Below are 15,073 nucleotides of genomic sequence, written 5' to 3' on the forward strand. Positions count from 1 at the left end.
TGAACCTCGCGCTTTTCGGCTGGACGATTACTCTCGTGCCTTCTCCTGGGAAAAAATCATGCTGGTGTCGATCTTGCACGTAAATGTTCGTGCCATAGCGTAACTGCCATTGGCCGATAGGTCGAGGGTAAGATAAGTCGAAATATTGAAACGCATTAAGGTCCGACCTGCGAAAGGTCGGACCTTAAACGTCGTCATACTGGACAAAAAGTCAATAGTGTTGTGTAAGAAAAATGGCAATATTCAACTGTTGACAAAACATCAATTTTCGTGTAGTATTCACCCCTTCAGTCTGCTATCTGCGGACTGTTTTTAAATACCCTCTACTTATGAAATCTATATTATCAAAGACGGGAATTGTCGCGAAAATAGGCGTAGTTACGCTTATTTTGAGACTGTTTATTGCCTTGCCGGTTTATGCGGCATCCATGCCTACGCCTGAGTGGGTAAATGAGAAAATTGCTTCTGCAGTGGCAATTCCGGTTGCAAAGGCGGAGGAAAAATCATTGTTTGAAACTGTCAAATTGGCTTCATCAATGGGTGGCAATGCTTTGGTTGCTTCCAATATTCCTGAAACTGTGAATACGAACCCAATTCGTTATGGAAAAAGCAAGTTTCGTGTTCAAGCTGGTGCCACTTTTGATCTTACTGTTACCGCTTATTCTTCGACGGTTGATCAATGTGATGCCGATCCGTTTACAACTGCGTCGGGTACGCATGTGCATGACGGAACCGTTGCGGCCAACTTTTTGCCATTTGGTACACACGTTATTTTTCCCGACTATTCCGGTAATAAGGTGTATACCATCGAAGATCGCACAAATGCGAAGTATTCATCTCGCGCCGATATTTGGATGGTGTCCCGTGGTGCTGCTCTGCAATTTGGAAAACGTCACTTGAAGATGGTGGTTGTAGAGTAACGTGAATGATGAATGATGATTCGTGAATGATGAATATGGAAAAAATCAGTCCCTCGCGGGGCTGATTTTAGATGATCTGATTTTAAAGAGTGGTTATTTTCTTTAGGGATTCTCCTGCGAAAGGAAAATCCCTAAAGAAAAACCGCGACCCATTTTGGGGCGCGGGGGACTGACTGATGAAAGAACTTCACGCGACGGCAACGCTGGCGCGGTAGGCGTTGATTTCATCGACCAGTTCTGGGGCAATCAGGTTTTCTGCTTTGTAGAAAGCGAGAAGATCAGTAATTGTCCAAACGGCATGCAGTCGTAAACCATTGGCCGTCAGTTGTTCTCTGCCACCTTGTTCGCGGTCAACCAGAACCGCCGTGTCGGTGACAATCAAACCGGCGTCGTGCAAAATCTTGGTGGAGGCCAAAAGACTATTGGCGCCGGTAACAAGATCATCGACGAGTAGACCGGTTTCTCCTGGTTCGTACACACCATCGATTGTTGCTTGGGTACCATGATCTTTTGGCGCACGCGGTGAAATCATTGGTGTTTGTCGGGAGATTGACATCAGGGTAACGATCGGTGTGCCCGCTGTCGGCACGTCTGCCACCAAATTAAACCCGATACCGTCTTCAAAGCACACTTTGTGCAAAATCAATTCGGCGACGTATTGATACAGAGGAGGAAACGATCGCAAAATCCGCAGGTCGACGTAGTAGGGCGAAAGCGGTGCCTTGGGATTCTTGTCGTGTAACTTGAGGCGAAAGCCATTACCGTCCGGCGAATCGAGTTTCGTCTTGATCATTTTGTGTTGGATCAGTTTTCGGGCAAGAAAATGACGGTCATTTTTGTAGTCCTGGGGGTGCATGGGTTTTTTCCTTTCTAAAGTGACTGGATGACGAGATTGTGACACTTCACCAATGCGGTACGTGCCGCTTCGGCAAAATCGGGACCATCGGAGGCAAAGATAACGCCGCGGGCGTTGTTGATGATCATTCCTTTGCCACGGCTGTTTTTTCCGGCAGTGACGGTTGCTTTTACATCTCCTTGTTGAGCACCGATTCCCGGCAGAAGCATGGTCATATCGCCAACGATTTTGCGTATTTCCGCAAGCTCCTTCGGAAAAGTTGCGCCGGCCACGACGCAGCAGTTACCATGTTCGTTCCATGTTTCGGCAACATGCCGAGCAACCACTTGGTAAAATGGTATGCCATCGACAAGTAGGTCTTGAAATTCCCCGCCGCCCGGGTTGGAAGTGCGACACAAAACGATAATTCCCTTGTTTTTCTGGGCAAGAAACGGCTTGAGTGCTTCTTTGCCGAAGTAGGGAAATACCGTGACGGCGTCGGCGGCAAAGTAGGTGAACGAGCTTTTTACGTAACCGAGATTGGTATTGCCGATGTCGGTGCACTTGTGATCCAGAACTACCGGAACGCCGGGCGCGATATCGTTGATGTATCTGAAGGTTTTCCATAACGCTTCCAAACCGGAAGGTCCAAGTTCTTCATAAAAGGCGATGTTAGGTTTGTAGGCGCAAACTACATCATAGGTCGCATCCACAATTCTTCTGTTGAAGTTGAAGATTGTGTTTGTGACACCGTTTATCACGGCGCAAGTAGGAATCTTGGAAAGTTCACTGTCCAATCCAACGCAGACATGTTTGCCTTCTGCCCAGCGGGCTTCCAGCAGTTCAAAAAAATTGCGTTCGCTCATACTTTTTCCTTTCAAATTGTGATAGAACAGAAAACAGGAAAAACAGTCACGCGACTGTCCTCCACGACGAATAGTATAGTAATAAGGTTACGTTTGCAATTGGTGCAGTGGGACTCCTTTTTGTAACAATAATTCCGCTCGCTTTGCTCGAAGGAATTATTGTTGCAAAAAGCCTGGGCTGTGAAAAAATATGAAGCAGTCACTTGTTGTTTGTGGGACTCCTTTTTGAACGTAAAATTTCGCTCGCTTCGCTCGAAGAAATTTTCCGCTCAAAAAGCCGGGATTATTTAAAACATGAAGCAGTTCATGTTTTAAATAATCCTTCGAGTCCCACGTAACAAAATAGTTATTAAATAGACTCCCTTTGGGGAGCCTATTTAATAACTATGTACCCGGGGTGGGACTCGAACCCACATGCCGTGAGGCACACGATCTTAAGTCGTGCGTGTAAAACCAATTCCACCACCCGGGCTTATGTTTTTCGATCGATTGTTAACGAACGACTCCACCCTTTGTATGATGAAATGCAACTTTTTGCAAGAATATATTTTCTCTCAAGTGCTAGACAATCCTTTGTATAACATCCGCGCAATACTGCTTGTGCGGCCATTTTGCCAAATTTGATGTTGTACATATTTCTACCATGAGGAAGACTGGTGATAATATTTCCACTTACATGAAACAATTCAGTCGTTTTATCATATAACCATTGAGTAAAATTTATTGATGCTGAATATATACGTAATTCCCACTGTTCGCAATTATTTTGGGGGTGAATCCATCTGTGTATATTTCCATCCCCATCGATTACTCCCCTTAAGAAATGTGTAAAATATACTTCTGGAACACTAATTTGAGAGATAGTTAATGATTTTTTTGGTGTTAAACCTATACTTAATAAGTATCTAAAAAAACAAACGTCGCTAAAAGACAATGCCCCATATATTTTTTTCTTGCTTGTACCATTTGCTTTCATAGTAATTTTACTTAATAGGCCAAGAGCAATTTTAACTTTTTCTAAATGTTGAATGTCCTTTGATGTGATATTTATATGACGACCGTCGAGGCTTAAGTTGCCGTCGGTGGCGATAAGCCCGATTACGTACCATAAATCCCGTTGTTTTACTAATGTTCGGTCTATCATAAGATAATTATAACAAGAAGTGGGGAAGTGACAACTCCTCCGGTAAATAAACTTATTGGAGGTGACGGGCAGAGTTGAACTGCCGTGAAGGGTTTTGCAGACCCTCGCCTAACCGCTTGGCTACGTCACCGTGTCTCTATTTAATACCAGAATTAAGTGTATATGAGAAGCACTGCGTTAGGAATATGAATGATGATATATGAAAAATGATGGCGCGTGGCTCATCATTCATCTCCGCCAGCTGGCGGACAATAATCGTTATTCTGCGTTTTTCGTCTCTTCGGCCGGTTTTTCGCTTTCGGCTTTTTCGGCTTCCGCTTTTTCGCGAGCGATACGTTTGCCTTCTTTTTCAGCTTCATCGGCTTCGCGACGGGCTCTTTCAATGGCTTTGCGTTGTTCGTCTTTTTCGGCCAAAGTTTTCTGTAATACTTTTGAATCTTCCTTACGGCGACGTCTCACGTTTGATTTTCGTAGGTAGGAAAGTTTGGCACGGCGAACTTTTGTGGCACCGATTACTTCGACGGCGGTGATGAGTGGGGAATTGAGGGAGAAAATACGTTCGATACCGATACCGCCGATAACGCGACGAACGGTGAAGGTTTTTCCATTGCCACCACCGTGTGTGGCGACGATCATGCCTTCAAAAGCCTGGGTGCGTTCTTTGGCACCTTCTTTGATTTTGGAAAGCACGCGTACTTCAAGACCCGGGCGCACCGGAAATGGCTCGCGTTGCTTTTTTGAGGCTTCGTAATTACCGATTACATTAGGCATAGTGATTGCCGTAGCGTACAAGAAAGGGGAATTTTGGTCAAGATCAATGTTTCGAAACCCGGTATGATTTGTGTGTGATCAGCTTGTCGCGTTCTCTTTGGGCCATTTTCTTGGCCCTTAGTTCGTCTAGGATTTGTTGCAGATCGGCTGGAAGGGGTGCGGAAAAAGTCTTGATTGTTCCGTCTTCTCTGGTGAAAGAAATTTTTGAAGCGTGCAAGAATTGACGTCGAATTGGGGTGATGTTGCGATCGTGCATCTGTTTGCCGTATAGGTTGTCTCCTAAAATAGGGAAGCCAATGTGACTAAGGTGAACGCGAATTTGGTGGGTACGGCCGGTAATCGGCTTAACTTCCAGTAATGTGTAATGAGAAAACTTTTCGGTGCGCAAGAAAAGTGTAGTGGCGGGCCGCCCTGCAGGGCGAGCCTCGCCCAGATGGGCGGGGCGCCCTCCATTTTCGGGTGCGACGGTTCTTCGCATCGGATTACGGGTCGAACGCATAATCGGCTGATTGATTTTTCCGTCCGGTTCACCCATCACGCCGAGGACTAACGCGGTATAAGTTTTGTGGACATGGCGTAATTGAAATTGTTCTTTCAAGTATTCGTACATTTTTGGCGTACGGGCGACGAGCATCACTCCTGAAGTGTCTTTGTCTAAACGATGCACAATCCCCGGGCGCAATGGATCTTCACCGATTTCTTTAAGGTCGGGGTAACGAGCGAGTAAAGCGTCACAGAGCGTTGGATGTTCGTTTTTTACGCCTGCGTGGACAGGGAGGCCGGCTTGTTTATTGATTACCAGTAGCTCCGGTTCTTCGTGGATCACAACCAACGGAATCTCGACATTAGCTTCAACGACGGGCGGGGGAGCAACGGCGAACGCATCTTCGTCAACACGAATCGTTTGGCCGAAATGGATGGTATTGCCTGGCTTAGTCGTCTTCTTCTCATTCACGGCAATTTTACCTTCTTTGATGGCTTTCTGAATCAAACCGCGTGTAACACCCTTCGGAGCGACGCTCAAAAGAAAAATATCAAGGCGTGAGCCCGAAGATTCGGTTGGGACAGTGATGTCGGTTGATAGACTTGGCATTCAGCAATGCTAGCGGAAAACAGGGTTTTTGGATAGGGGACGGTTGGGTAGTTGTAGTCTCCTTTACAAATCTTTTGTTTTGCTTATAATATGATTACTTGTTTTTTGACAATTCAAAACCCTTCGTTCACAAGGAGTTTCGCCGTGAACAAAAAATTGTGTCTGGAAATGGCGTTGTGCATCGTCGCCGGTGTACTTGTGGGTTTGTGTCTGGCTTTCCGGTACCACATAAATCCGCATCTCGCTTCCACAACGGGTGGTCTTGTTGGTGCATTCTGTTTTCGCCCGAGTGAAGCAGTTTCGTTTCTTCGAGACGTTTTTCGCGCAGGCTGTGAATTTTTTTGTTTTCACGGAAAGGCAATCGGCAGAGTCGCGCTGATCGTCACAACTCTTGGTCTGTCACTGGTCTTTCACTACTCCTTGGCTGTTTACATCGAGAACCATCTACCGGGTGCTTATAGTAGTACTGGGCAGACGGTTTTGTTCTTGTATGCGGCGGGTTTAGTCTTTAGTGTAACGTTTTGGGCCAACGTTTTCCAGGACAGAAAAGAAGAATCTGTTTCCTGGAGTATGCCGACCATGTCCAGAATTATTGCTTTCCATGTTAAACACAGGTTGAATGTTTTTCCAGGCTGGAAACGGGGTGTCTGTGTCGTTTTTGCGTTGTTGGTGATTTTTTTCCTGCCGCTTTCTCTGGTTCTCTTCATCTGGCTTTGTTTTTTCTGGGCCATAGACTTACTGCTTACCATTGCCATGTTCATGTTTTTCACTCCGAGACTGGCAGTCGCTGTTGGGGCATTCGCGGGCACATTGGCCGGTTGTTGTTTCTGCGAAGAATTGTGGATAGCACTTTTGTTTGGGTGCGTTGTTGGCGTTCCTGTTGGCCTTGGTTTCCATTGGCTTCGCTGGTATCTCTCCAGCACAGAAGACCGCAAGGTGTGGTCAACGGTTACGGTGTAGTCGTCAGGGGTGGAAATAAAAAGATACAGAGCGGTTGCGAGCAGCAACCGTTTTTTTGTTCTTCAATCAGTGGGCCTGGATGGAGTCGAACCATCGTTGCGTGATTATAAGTCACGTGCTCTAGCCGTTGAGCTACAGGCCCCCAACTTCGCTCTGTCTTGCTAGCCAGAGCTTCGCTGGGCAGGCAATGGAGATATTTACCACTGCTTGTCCCGCGAAGCTCAATCAAGAGATTGAGTGGAGTGGGAAGCTACAGGCCCGAGATAGTAAAACACAAGCGCCTGTCTCATACTTTGCATTATTATCGAGATATTTTCCAGTGTTTGATTACCTGAACCACTCCCGAAGTGGACCTGTGGGCCACTTCGGGAGTGGTTGCACGGTTTGTACTCTTGTCTTTTTATCATTTTCATATATAAATATGAAGACAAGCGCGCGTAGCTTTCACCTTCGCTCAGCGGCGCGCAGAGCTTCGGTGGACAAGTAATTGGTTTATAGACCAGGTGCTTGCCCACCGTAGCTTTGATAAAATATCAAAGCGGAGGCGGGCGCGCGTAGCTCAGTGGTAGAGCGTCACATTGACATTGTGAAGGTCGCAGGTTCGATACCTGCCGTGCGCACTCGAGATTTGTTTCGCTTTGCGAAACTACATAATGTACACAAAACGGCTCAACATCCTGTTGAGTCGTTTTGCACAAGAATCGAAGAACTCCGAGAATTTGCGACAAGAGACGCAAATTTTCGGAGCATCACGGAAACGAGCCAACTGCTTGGCTCGTTTAAGGTATCGAAGGGCTAAGCCTTGTTTTGCTTTCAAGCAAAACGGCGTGCCCAGAACACGACTTCGCAAAGTTGGGTTCGATACCTGCCAATAGTGATTTTAAAATACAAATGAGTTAGTCTAAGACAATGATGAACAATTTCACATATTTATGAACAAAGAAATACTAGACCACTACTTGGCAACAAGTCTATTTACTGACCTGGGTTTGTATAAAGAAGCTGTAAGAAAGCTTCCCGATGATATTAAGGAATTGGGTTTATTGGTGCGCAAAAATCTTGTTCATCCTTCTACAATATATTTTGGTAATACCAATACTAACGAGGATTTGCGGTTTGGTGACATGACGGAAATGCCTTGGTGGCGACAACGGGAAGATGATAATCTGGCGACGGCGGTGGCGATGGTTGCCGAGCTGTATCGCCGTGACAAGCGTGGTTTTGTGAATGATCGAAAAGTGACGGATAAGTTGGTTGTGTCTTGTCGGCACACATCACTAGTAATGGCGGCGATTTTAAAAGCGAAGGGAATACCGGCGCGCGTACGCGCGGGGTTTGCGTCATATTTTGAACAAACTGAATTTGGGGACGTGAGTGACGATCATTATATCAATCAATACTTCCATGAAAAAGAAAATCGTTGGGTAACGATTGATGTGGACGGTTGCATGAGTATTAAAGATGGATTTACATTTGATCCGTTTGATATGCCTGATGGAACTTTCCATTTTTCGGCGAAAGCCTGGTTGGATATTAGAGAGGGTAAACAAGATCCAAATTATTTTATGAATAAACCGGAACGTGGAGCGATTGTGGTTGTTTGGGCGTTAATGCATGATTTTCATTGTTTGATGAACAATGAAATTATCTATTTGCACTACACGGTTCTCGAGAGTTTCGAGCGCTTTGGAAAAATCACGGAAGAAGAACTAAAAAAACTCGATAATTTGGCCAAGTTAATATTGAATCCGGACGAAAATTTTTCAGAACTCAAAAAACTTTGGGAAGAGAATAAAGAGTTTCGATTGTTAAAAGGCGGGCTGTTATAAAAAAAGCAGCTCGTTGAGCTGCTGAGCGGTGCTATCCCTGAACTTTGTAGAGACAGATTTCACGGAAGCCGAATTTTTCAACCTGGGTCAATGCCCAATCATTGTCGAAAGGGACAAGAACCAATGTCGCTCGGTATCGACTGGGGTTGCCAAGTGATTGTAGTTTGGCAGCATCGATATGAGTGACGGTATGATGTCGTGGGTCCAAGTAGGTAAAGATGCTGTAATCGATCGGTGGCATCATCGGCATGTTATCGATGAAATTCGAGTTTTGTTGCGTGACCTCGAAGAGGCGTAAGGCCGGCGCGCTTGCGTCTTCGTGGTGGTTGGCGCAACGCAGAAAGGAAATCCAGTGGATCCATTCGCTGATTTTTTCGCCATTCGCCACTATCAAGCCGACTGACTGTTCGGAAGGCTGAAGGTCGGAAAGGTAAAGCACGCGGGCCGGACCACCGCAATTATCGTAATGCAGGTAGTTTTTGAGTTCTGCATCCTCAATAAGCCGGCATTTCGCAAAATTGTCTGGATAGCCGCGTTCGGGCTTTCCAATAAAAGTTGCGACAAACTTCATGCGGTCGCGGTGGGGTTGGCAAAAAGAAAGTCGTCTACCGCTACAAATGATATTGTTCAGGTCGACGTAGTCCGTGGGGTCTTCCGGGAGGGTTTTGATAAAAATACCCGCCGGGCATGCGACGACGATCTCTTGCGAAAAGTGATTGACGATTACTGAACCGATTGGTAAACCGCGGCGCACACACGTGATAGCGGTGACCGGTCCGGTGATCGACATGGGGCCGCTGTATTTTTCTTCCCACAGCGCCGTTGTCTTTGGGTCACGTGCAATGTTTCCGACGCGCGGTCCCGCTAAACCGCAATTTACCAAAAAATCCTGCGCCGGTTTGGAACGGTCAAATGGATCGCAACAAAAGAACGTTTTCGCGCCAGCGACAGTGGTTGGTCCATCAATCAAAAACGGATTATTGTCGGTGCCGCGTTCTTCGGTAAGAATCGTAGCATCACGATCCAATCTGCGCAGTTCGCCAACAGCAGCGGTCTCGGCGACACCGTCAAGATTAAGGGTGTCGCCTTTGATTTTTTCGACGGCCGCCGTCGATTTGCTGGTGGCGTCTTGTACTCGCAATTCGTAGAAGGCGTGACGGGCGGCAAGAGCGGCATCAATCATCCCTTGAACATAACTTCTTTCGATTTTGCAAAACATCACTAATTCCTTGTGAAAATAGACAGGAAGAAACAGGGAAACAGACAAAACGTATTCCCGGTTGATAATAAAGTCAATAATGTTCTTTTTTGCTATTTTCGGAGAAATTTATGTATTTTCCACCGGCGTTGATTTTGTTCACCAATTAGCCAATCTGCCGGTTGATCCCATGGATTGCGAATTAAGGGTGTATGGCTGATTTGTGATTCAGTTGCAATTCCGATGCGGATCCACTCATTGGGTAGTCCTGCGAGCAATCGGTCATACCAGCCAAAACCACGACCGTGACGGGTGCCGGTGATATCAAATTTTTGCCCGGGCAAAAATAATAGGGGACAGGCTTCAGGTTGCAGGCCGCCCATCTGGGCGAGTCGCCCCTTGAGGCGAACCTCGCTTCGAGGAGCGGGCCTCGCCCTGAAGGGCGGGGTACAGGTTGCGAACGCGGCAACAATTTTTTTCGATATTTCTTTCGGTTCCATTTTTTGTGTTGGTGGGACGACGAATTTGGGTTTATTTTTGATCAGTTCGAAGTTCGGAATTTCTTCTATGGGGATTTCGTCTGCCAGAGCAGAATAGGTCACAACAAAGTCTGTCTTTGATAGAAGTTCTTGGTATTGTTGCCAAAGTTTGGGATTCGACATAATACTATGATGCTAATTCCTTTCGCCAATAAATTATATACGCGTAGATTCCCGCATTTGCGGGAATGGTGCGTACGAGAAATTATGTCAGAAAAAAAGCATCAAACTGAGATCGCAACGATATTCATCCGTTTCGCAAAAAAATACGGCGTGAAAATTGTCGTGGAACCGGAATATGGTTACGTGATGCAAATTACCAACAAACAGGGTAAGAAGGTTTATGTGCGTGGAACAGTTTTTCCATTAAACAATTTGGGGGCGGCGGCTGTTGCGCGCGATAAAGGCAATACAACCTTTTTTCTAAAGAAAATGGGGTACCATGTGCCCAAAGGACAAGCCTTTTATTCGGAAGCGTGGGGGAAGCAAATTGGGAGTAAGGATACGGTTAAGGAGGCTTTGAAATATGCGCAAAAAATCGGTTGGCCGGTGATTATTAAACCAAACGATGCTAGTGGCGGGGAGCTGGTTTTCTTGTGTAACAATATGAAGGAGTTTTTGCAGGCTACAACACTGATTACACCAAAGCACGACATTTTTGTCGTGCAGGAATATGTGCAGGGTTTTGATTACCGCTTACTGGTGTTAGATGGCAAAGTGGTTGCGGCGTATCAGCGTTTGCCATTGAGTGTCGTCGGGGACGGAGTGAACACGATTAGAAAGCTATTTAAAGAAGAAAACGTAAAGCAAAACAATTATACGGACGTGTTAAGCGCGCGTATTTTGGCGACACTGCGTCAACAAAAACTCGACTGGAGTATTGTGTTGAAGAAGGGGAGAACGGTCGAATTGTTACCCAGTGCCAATTTGTCGAGCGGGGGCAGGGCGTTGGATGTGCTGGAAAATTTGTACAGTGATTGGAAAATAATTGCGCAAAATATTGCGCGTGATTTGGATTTGCGTTATTGCGGAATCGATATTATTTCGCAAAAACCGTTATCAGAAAAATCCGGCAAGTATGTGGTGCTGGAGGTGAACGCTTCCCCCGGGATCAGCGGGTTCGCGATGAGCGGAAAAACGCAAAAGAAAAAGGCGGAAGAAATTTACGAAAAGATATTTCTGAAGATAATTTAGGTTTTTATCAGGGACCGACCCAGTCTACAGGGACGGTCCCAGTAAAAAAAGATTGTAAATTTTTTCCTTAAAGGAATAGGATGAATGGGTAGGGGGCAAACTGTTCCTTCTTTTATTGCGGAGCCGAAAAATGACCACAGTTTGTGCAGAGCAATTAGTGCTGGAAGATGCCGTTGCGTCACATCACCAAGTTTGCCATTGTCATTTGGCGGCCGGTGGCAGATTCCATTTGCCAAAAGGGGAACCGAAGAAATGTGATGTTGCTGGTTGTAACAACACGGTACACAACGGCTTAAGGTTTTGTCTTGATTGTGCGGTGGAACTTGGGAGGTGTCAGATTTGCAACGCCGGGATCACGCACTAGTCGACTGCTGGGATTACCCCGGCAGTTTTTTATTCAATAAAAAAATCGCCCTTGGATTGGGCGATCGGTTTTCTTTTGTTATCGTGGGCGTAACATCCACCACAGACAGCGCCAGAACGATGCGGTGGGCAACTTGGCAATGGATTCGGGAACCGGAACTTGGTGACTCTTGATCGTCATCTTGGTCTTTTCGATGGCGATTTCCATCCACCCGCATCCCGGCCACCAGAGTGGCGTGACCGATGGGCAGGTGTGGCTGACGCGCAAGAATGGGTCGCGGGTGACGGTTCCTAAAGCGCGAATAAACTTGGTGAATTTCGGATCGTGCCGATGGCCGTGGATGAAGGCTTTGCAGGTTTTTGAAGCACCACTAAGCAAGGGCTTCATTTTATTCGGTAGAAACGGTTCGTGCGCGAAAAGGATCCACGGTGTCTCCGAAAGTTCCGCAATTTTCGTGGCGACGACACGTTCTTGGCGTTCTTGAATGTGCAAGAGATCATTATCGCTTCCAGAATAGGAAGCAATCGGGGAACAGATGCCGAGCAGACAAAAATCGTTGTACCGCTCGAACCACCAGAGGTCGCCGAAAATTTCAACGCAATTGATCAGGCTGGAGTAGCTCATTCCACTGCCGGGAAGTGATCCCGGGTGCGCGTAGCCGGTATCGTGTCCGCCAAGACAGAAATGAAGATTGTGTGTTGTTTCATTCAGTTGTTTCACGCACTTTTTTGCCAAATCAATCACGGATTGATCGACGAGACCGCGTTCTTGCCAGCCACCGGTGGCGTCTCCTGTATGTATCAGGGCAGTCCATTTTTCGTCATTTTGGCAAACAGCACTCATAACGACGGTGTTGGCTTCAGCAATTCCGTTGCGTAAGTCGTCGTACAGTCTACATGCTTGCGTGACAGTAAGTTTATCCAGTTGATGGGGGAAAAGTGATCGGCTTTCAAGGCCTTCGGGGGCCAGGTGAGTATCTGAAATAACCGCGATGCGAGTAGTTTTCACAGTATTCTCCTTGTGAAAAGGGCGGGGTCTTCAAACAAAAAAATCAGAACTGACTAAGTAATTTAGTATAGATAATGGTTTGTGTCAAATTACGTCGGGTCGGACTGCCAAGCGGTCCGACCCGCATTGGTAGTGGCGTGCGTCCAATTAAGGTCGGACCGCTTGGCAGTCCGACCTTACATCGAATCTTAAATATCGAATTATTTTACGCTCCGGCTGGGACGATTTTTGGTTCGTGGGTGGATGGGACTTCCATGACGGGGGTTGTTGTGGTCGGCGTGACTGATGTATCAGGTGTTTGCGGTTTCGGCGTTTCACCCATCAATGCCCAAAACTCGTCTTGTTCGATTGTTTCTTTTTCGATCAAAACCTTGGCAATTAATTGCCATTTATCTTTGTGTTTGGCGATAATATCCATTGCTTCTTTGCGGGCAGTATCCAATAAATGAATAATTGCTTTGTCGATTTGGAAGGCGGTTTCTTCGGAATAATTACGTTTGGCGCTAAAATCGCGACCCAAGAAAACGTATTCTTCGTGTTCACCGTATGTGGCGGGTCCCATATCGCTCATACCGTATTCGGTGACGATTGAACGAGCCAATTCGGTGGCACGTTTTAAGTCATTCGAGGCACCGGTGGTAAGCTCGCCAAATTGTGTTAATTCCGCGGTGTAGCCACCAAGCAGGGTGGCGAGTTCGCCTAAGAACTCCGGTTTGCTGTGCAAACGGCGTTCTGTTTCCGGAAGTTTTAATGTGTAACCACCGGCGCGACCGCGGGAAACAATGGAAATTTTTCGTACGGGATCGACGTGCGGTAAGACGTGCGCGATAATGGCGTGACCGGCTTCGTGATAAGCGGCAATTTCTTTTTCTTTAGTGCTTAACATATGGCTCTTGCGTTCCGGGCCAAGCATTACTTTTTCAATCGAATCTAAAAGTTCCGTCATTTCAATTTTTTTCTTTTCACGACGAACCGTAAGAATGGCTGCTTCGTTGGTTAGATTCGCTAAGTCAGCACCGGAAAAACCGGGGGTGCGTTCCGCGACACGGCGTAGCGAAATTTCTTTCACCATTGGCTTGCCTTCGGAATGTACTTGCAAAATAGCTTCGCGTTCATCAATATCCGGTAAATCTAGTGTGACGTGACGATCAAAACGTCCCGGGCGAAGCAGAGCCGGGTCTAAAACATCCGGACGATTGGTGGCGGCGATGACAATGACACCTTCATCGGTGGCAAAGCCGTCCATTTCCACCAAAATTTGATTGAGGGTTTGTTCACGTTCGTCGTGTCCACCACCCATGCCTGTGCCACGGTGGCGACCGACCGCGTCAAGTTCATCAACGAAAACAATCGCCGGGGCGTTTTCTTTCGCTTTTTGGAATAAATCTCGCACGCGACTGGCACCGACACCGACGAACATTTCCACGAATTCCGAACCGGACATATGAAAGAACGGCACGTCCGCTTCACCGGCCACCGCTTTGGCTAACAATGTTTTACCTGTTCCCGGGGCGCCAAAAAGTAAGACACCCTTGGGAATACGCGCGCCCATAGCGGTAAACTTTTTTGGATTTTTCAAGAAGTCGACAACTTCCATTAATTCTTGTTTGGCTTCGTGCGCGCCGGCGACATCTTTAAATGTAACCTTCTTTTTTGGTGGTAAACCACCGGCTGGTTTGTCTTTGATTTGACCAAATGAAATAGCGCGAGAATTGGCGGACTGCGCGGAACGGATCATGAAGAACATAAAACCGCCCAATAATAGGAAGGGGAGTAAAGCGGGCAGAAGATTGGCCGTCCAGAAACCAACGCCCGATGGTTGTTTAACGGCAATTTCAACGCTACGAAGTTTTTCTGTGTTAACACCGAAGTTTTTCAACGAATCGGTAAGGGAAGCATCCGCTTCTTTGTTGGCAGTTTCTTTTTTACCGTCGGTTTTTTCAACTTGAATGGTATTTTGTTCGACGCTGATTTTCTTCACTTGGCCGGCATTTACTTCCGTGGCTACTTGCGAAAGTGGAACGGTTGGAATTTTTTCTGCCGGAGCGCCAAACACGGAGAAAACGGTAATTAAAATGGCTAATACTAGTAAACTGGCCCCGATATTCTTTGCGTTTAATTGGGGCGTCTTTGGTTTGGAAAATTTAATTTTTGGCATACCCAGTATATCAACTGCCAATTTGAACGAACTTTGTTCGTTCAAAAATGACAAGTATTAAGGGTGAAGTTTGGCTTAAGATAGTCATGAAATGTGATTGAAAATAATGTATTAATAAATTGGCAGTTGTATTGCTGGGATATGTCTCACGATGATAGCACTGTATTAATTGATTTTCAAGAGGGAAAAGCACG

The 15,073-nt window shown here is 46.4% G+C and carries 13 protein-coding genes and 4 tRNA genes; 5 read left to right on the forward strand and 12 right to left on the reverse strand.

What is annotated here, in order from left to right; genetic code table 11:
• Positions 1-329 precede the first annotated feature (329 nt).
• On the forward strand, positions 330-920 hold the full coding sequence (locus tag Q7S57_00005) for a hypothetical protein (GenBank protein MDO8511639.1): 591 nt from the start codon (positions 330-332) through the stop codon (positions 918-920).
• Positions 921-1,107: 187 nt separating this feature from the next.
• Here the strand turns inward: Q7S57_00005 and Q7S57_00010 are convergent, their stop codons facing one another.
• The 7 genes from Q7S57_00010 to Q7S57_00040 all read right to left on the reverse strand — a co-directional run bounded on the left by Q7S57_00010 (position 1,108) and on the right by Q7S57_00040 (position 5,629).
• Positions 1,108-1,776 carry a hypothetical protein gene (locus Q7S57_00010; GenBank protein MDO8511640.1) on the reverse strand — a complete coding sequence of 223 codons (669 nt, stop codon included), beginning with the start codon at positions 1,774-1,776 and terminating at the stop codon, positions 1,108-1,110.
• Positions 1,777-1,790: 14 nt separating this feature from the next.
• Positions 1,791-2,621: an orotidine-5'-phosphate decarboxylase gene (pyrF, locus tag Q7S57_00015; GenBank protein ID MDO8511641.1), complete on the reverse strand. Its 831-nt coding sequence runs from the start codon at positions 2,619-2,621 to the stop codon at positions 1,791-1,793.
• 389 nt (positions 2,622-3,010) lie between these two features.
• Positions 3,011-3,093 (reverse strand) — tRNA-Leu (locus tag Q7S57_00020).
• Positions 3,094-3,765, reverse strand: coding sequence for a hypothetical protein (locus Q7S57_00025; protein MDO8511642.1), 672 nt, complete (start codon positions 3,763-3,765; stop codon positions 3,094-3,096). It lies immediately after the preceding tRNA gene.
• Positions 3,766-3,821: 56 nt separating this feature from the next.
• Positions 3,822-3,895 (reverse strand) — tRNA-Cys (locus Q7S57_00030).
• A gap of 128 nt (positions 3,896-4,023) precedes the next feature.
• Positions 4,024-4,536: a 50S ribosomal protein L19 gene (rplS, locus tag Q7S57_00035; GenBank protein ID MDO8511643.1), complete on the reverse strand. Its 513-nt coding sequence runs from the start codon at positions 4,534-4,536 to the stop codon at positions 4,024-4,026.
• A gap of 43 nt (positions 4,537-4,579) precedes the next feature.
• Positions 4,580-5,629, reverse strand: a complete 1,050-nt coding sequence (locus Q7S57_00040) for an RluA family pseudouridine synthase (protein ID MDO8511644.1) — start codon at positions 5,627-5,629, stop codon at positions 4,580-4,582.
• 144 nt (positions 5,630-5,773) lie between these two features.
• On the opposite strand from Q7S57_00040, the gene Q7S57_00045 reads away from it, so the two are divergent.
• The gene (locus tag Q7S57_00045; GenBank protein MDO8511645.1) at positions 5,774-6,589 is read left to right on the forward strand and encodes a hypothetical protein; all 816 of its coding nucleotides are present in this window, start codon (positions 5,774-5,776) and stop codon (positions 6,587-6,589) included.
• A gap of 70 nt (positions 6,590-6,659) precedes the next feature.
• On the opposite strand, the gene Q7S57_00050 is transcribed toward Q7S57_00045, so the two are convergent.
• A tRNA-Ile gene (locus Q7S57_00050) sits at positions 6,660-6,731 on the reverse strand.
• A gap of 406 nt (positions 6,732-7,137) precedes the next feature.
• On the opposite strand from Q7S57_00050, the gene Q7S57_00055 reads away from it, so the two are divergent.
• A tRNA-Val gene (locus Q7S57_00055) sits at positions 7,138-7,209 on the forward strand.
• A gap of 312 nt (positions 7,210-7,521) precedes the next feature.
• Positions 7,522-8,418: a transglutaminase domain-containing protein gene (locus Q7S57_00060; GenBank protein ID MDO8511646.1), complete on the forward strand. Its 897-nt coding sequence runs from the start codon at positions 7,522-7,524 to the stop codon at positions 8,416-8,418.
• Between the two features lie 31 nt (positions 8,419-8,449).
• Here Q7S57_00060 and Q7S57_00065 read toward each other — a convergent pair whose 3' ends face one another.
• Both Q7S57_00065 and Q7S57_00070 read right to left on the reverse strand, forming a co-directional pair.
• A complete protein-coding gene (locus Q7S57_00065; GenBank protein MDO8511647.1) occupies positions 8,450-9,637 on the reverse strand; it encodes a hypothetical protein in 1,188 nt (395 codons plus the stop codon).
• A gap of 92 nt (positions 9,638-9,729) precedes the next feature.
• Entirely contained in the window at positions 9,730-10,278 is a 549-nt protein-coding gene (locus Q7S57_00070; GenBank protein MDO8511648.1) for a 5-formyltetrahydrofolate cyclo-ligase, read from the reverse strand.
• A gap of 84 nt (positions 10,279-10,362) precedes the next feature.
• Between Q7S57_00070 and Q7S57_00075 the strand changes: the two genes are divergently transcribed.
• Positions 10,363-11,349 (forward strand): ATP-grasp domain-containing protein, encoded by a 987-nt coding sequence (locus Q7S57_00075; protein MDO8511649.1) that lies wholly within the window; start codon positions 10,363-10,365, stop codon positions 11,347-11,349.
• Between the two features lie 442 nt (positions 11,350-11,791).
• On the opposite strand, the gene Q7S57_00080 is transcribed toward Q7S57_00075, so the two are convergent.
• Both Q7S57_00080 and ftsH read right to left on the reverse strand, forming a co-directional pair.
• Entirely contained in the window at positions 11,792-12,721 is a 930-nt protein-coding gene (locus tag Q7S57_00080; GenBank protein ID MDO8511650.1) for a metallophosphoesterase, read from the reverse strand.
• Between the two features lie 205 nt (positions 12,722-12,926).
• Positions 12,927-14,924, reverse strand: a complete 1,998-nt coding sequence (ftsH, locus tag Q7S57_00085; protein ID MDO8511651.1) for an ATP-dependent zinc metalloprotease FtsH — start codon at positions 14,922-14,924, stop codon at positions 12,927-12,929.
• Positions 14,925-15,073: the final 149 nt, after the last annotated feature.

The sequence above is a fragment of the bacterium genome (genome assembly GCA_030647555.1).
Classification (GTDB): Bacteria; Patescibacteriota; Andersenbacteria; order UBA10190; family CAIZMI01; genus CAIZMI01.

Coding starts and splice junctions, on each gene's coding strand:
- Q7S57_00075 (MDO8511649.1), top strand. CDS start 10,363: ATGTCAGAAAAAAAGCATCAAACTGAGATCGCAACGATATTCATCCGT.
- Q7S57_00070 (MDO8511648.1), bottom strand. CDS start 10,278: ATGTCGAATCCCAAACTTTGGCAACAATACCAAGAACTTCTATCAAAG.
- Q7S57_00025 (MDO8511642.1), bottom strand. CDS start 3,765: ATGATAGACCGAACATTAGTAAAACAACGGGATTTATGGTACGTAATC.
- pyrF (MDO8511641.1), bottom strand. CDS start 2,621: ATGAGCGAACGCAATTTTTTTGAACTGCTGGAAGCCCGCTGGGCAGAA.
- Q7S57_00010 (MDO8511640.1), bottom strand. CDS start 1,776: ATGCACCCCCAGGACTACAAAAATGACCGTCATTTTCTTGCCCGAAAA.
- rplS (MDO8511643.1), bottom strand. CDS start 4,536: ATGCCTAATGTAATCGGTAATTACGAAGCCTCAAAAAAGCAACGCGAG.
- Q7S57_00060 (MDO8511646.1), top strand. CDS start 7,522: ATGAACAAAGAAATACTAGACCACTACTTGGCAACAAGTCTATTTACT.
- Q7S57_00005 (MDO8511639.1), top strand. CDS start 330: ATGAAATCTATATTATCAAAGACGGGAATTGTCGCGAAAATAGGCGTA.
- Q7S57_00065 (MDO8511647.1), bottom strand. CDS start 9,637: ATGTTTTGCAAAATCGAAAGAAGTTATGTTCAAGGGATGATTGATGCC.
- Q7S57_00040 (MDO8511644.1), bottom strand. CDS start 5,629: ATGCCAAGTCTATCAACCGACATCACTGTCCCAACCGAATCTTCGGGC.